Source organism: Paenibacillus cookii (assembly GCF_018333375.1).
In the GTDB taxonomy this organism is placed as follows: domain Bacteria; phylum Bacillota; class Bacilli; order Paenibacillales; family Paenibacillaceae; genus Paenibacillus_AQ; species Paenibacillus_AQ cookii.
The window spans coordinates 1-2192 of record NZ_BORW01000077.1; the positions used below are offsets into that span (position 1 = coordinate 1).

Consider the following 2192-nt stretch of genomic DNA (forward strand, 5'->3'; position numbering starts at 1 on the left):
GAACTCGTCTATCTGGAGAAGTTCAGAACCCGCAAGGAAGCCCAAAGTCGGATTTTTGAATACATCGAGTTTTTCTACAACCGGAAACGCGTACATTCCGCTATCGGGTATCTTACACCTTTTCAATGCGAACAAATGTACGGTCAAATTGCGTAATTTTCTCGATTCTGGCTGTCCAATCTATTGACAGAGGTCCAACACTCTTAGTTGATTGCTGATACCACATTATAGATATAATATTAGTTTGACCATTGATGGCATTTATCATATTGATTATGAAGGGAGTAGTGTATTAAAGAGGTGATCGATATAGAAATCAAAAATAACGATAGTAGCAAGAAACCGAAGACTCATGAAAAGAAAGTTGAAGTTGTAAATGTTACTTTTCTGGGCCAGTTTAAATTAACTGATTACATACACAGCAAGATGCTCCAAGAATTGAATAACTAATCAACTGGAATCAATGGTCAAAACTAATTTACTGTTACGCGACCACACCCCAAGAATTAAAATCAGACCACTTTACAATTTTAACGACCACACCTATAATGAAAACCATAAATGAAGTTAGGTTGTGGTTTGAGGATGTAAATAATGTCTCAATCCATTGATACATAAGGGTTTCCCGGTCGGGGTATGGCGCAGTCTGGTAGCGCGCACCCTTGGGGTGGGTGAGGCCGTGGGTTCGAATCCCGCTACTCCGATCGAGTTCCATTCATCAAACAGGAAAAAGCGTGCACAGAAAGTCTCGGCTTTCGGTGGACGCTTTTCCTTTGTCCTCTCTCGAAATAAAAACGAAAATATCCCCGGCTAAACGTTAGGGGAAAGCAGGATTCGTGTCAGACCGTTACGGTCGATGGCCGTCTGCCGCCAGCCTCAAACTGCGACAAGAGGGCGCGCTTATGGTAGAATTTAGGGAGGCATAAGCGAGGTGATCGAAATGAGCCGTTTTATGAAGCCGCTGACCTCTTCGCTGCACCTGTATACCGCGATGGCTGAACGCGTGCCGATCGTCGTTTTTATCGGGAATGAACTCGTCGGCGCCGGGCGGATCGCAGAGATTTCGGAAGATAGCGTGAAAATCGGCGGAGAGCGGTACATGCGTGGAGTATGTACGTTTAAATATGCCAGTTAAAAATACCGCCTCTTTTTCATGATGCAAACGCAAAATGGATTGGAGGCGGTATGTATTTGGATGTGATTTATGCACCATTCTCCCGTTCCAAATCATCTTTCAACGCTTCAACCCACAGCTTGTTCCCGCCCGCCTGGATCAGATGCTTCAGCAGCCACGCCTTCGATCGGCGATCATCGATCCGCTCCAAATAGACGCGAAAGTCATGCTCGTCTTCCGGCCGCGTGCCCAGGCTTTTGAACAGCAGCTGCCACGCCGGATTGACGTAAGGCCGGGGCAAGCTTCCCATCGCAAAGTCGTCGAGTAGCATGGTGATGTTCCGGTTTTTACGGAAAATGACTTGCTCTTGGTTTCGTTCGGTCAGGAGAATTTCGAGAAATTCCGGGCCTTTGAACAGGTGCAGACAATATCGCGGCAGTTCGACATCTCCCAAATGACGGACCGGATCCAGCCTGTGTTCCCCGGGAATGGCTACGTTGATGTCCCAATCTTTGAAGAAGTAGAGCGCATACTCCAAATCCTCTCTAAAAATGCAAATATCCATATCTTTATGGCTTCGCGTCGCTTCTCCGACGGCCAAATCGATCGTCCAGCCCCCGGCAATGAACCAGGGCTTTGCGAATGAGGCCATGAGCGACTCGATCTGGTCGAGCTCTTGTGCACGGATCATGCTTCCGCCTCCCAGGCATGTTATGCCAGCGTATTTTTGGAATGCAGCTCTTTTAAGGTGGTCATGAATCTATAACAGGCTTCCGTTGAAATTAGCAACCAGTTCCGTTGCTGCCCTATGATGCGAACCAGCGGTTGGCAATTTCCGCTTCACTGGCGCCTCTTTGGTTACATCCTGCATGAACAAACATCATACATTATATGCTTCTTACAATCGAAAAGAGAAAAAGAAAAATGCAGACGATGATCAGCGTTTTTAGCTGAGCGTTTTGCAGTAATCTGAGGCCTTGAGCCGTAAGGATTTTCGGACATAAAAAAGGGACTTCACCCCAACTTGGAGAAGTTTTCAAGTGACCAAACCCAAAAACCTCAAGGATGGAGGAAGTCA

The 2192-nt window shown here is 46.6% G+C and carries 4 protein-coding genes and 1 tRNA gene; 3 read left to right on the plus strand and 2 right to left on the minus strand.

The features are described from left to right. From KI367_RS26540 to KI367_RS26550, 3 genes are all read left to right on the plus strand, one after another. On the plus strand, positions 1-156 hold a 156-nt coding region (locus KI367_RS26540; protein ID WP_212953286.1), incomplete at its 5' end, for an IS3 family transposase. A 474-nt stretch (positions 157-630) separates the two neighbouring features. Continuing rightward, positions 631-704: transfer RNA gene (locus KI367_RS26545), tRNA-Pro, on the plus strand. Positions 705-940: 236 nt separating this feature from the next. Continuing rightward, entirely contained in the window at positions 941-1135 is a 195-nt protein-coding gene (locus KI367_RS26550) for a hypothetical protein (protein ID WP_246537348.1), read from the plus strand. A 67-nt stretch (positions 1136-1202) separates the two neighbouring features. Here KI367_RS26550 and KI367_RS26555 read toward each other — a convergent pair whose 3' ends face one another. After that, positions 1203-1805, minus strand: a complete 603-nt coding sequence (locus KI367_RS26555; protein ID WP_212953280.1) for a nucleotidyltransferase domain-containing protein — start codon at positions 1803-1805, stop codon at positions 1203-1205. A 196-nt stretch (positions 1806-2001) separates the two neighbouring features. Next, the coding region (locus KI367_RS26560; protein WP_212953283.1) for a hypothetical protein at positions 2002-2192 on the minus strand (191 nt) is incomplete at its 5' end.

Excerpts from the sequence above, each read along its gene's own strand:
- KI367_RS26550 (WP_246537348.1), top strand. The coding sequence starts at position 941 with ATGAGCCGTTTTATGAAGCCGCTGACCTCTTCGCTGCACCTGTATACC.
- KI367_RS26555 (WP_212953280.1), bottom strand. The coding sequence starts at position 1,805 with ATGATCCGTGCACAAGAGCTCGACCAGATCGAGTCGCTCATGGCCTCA.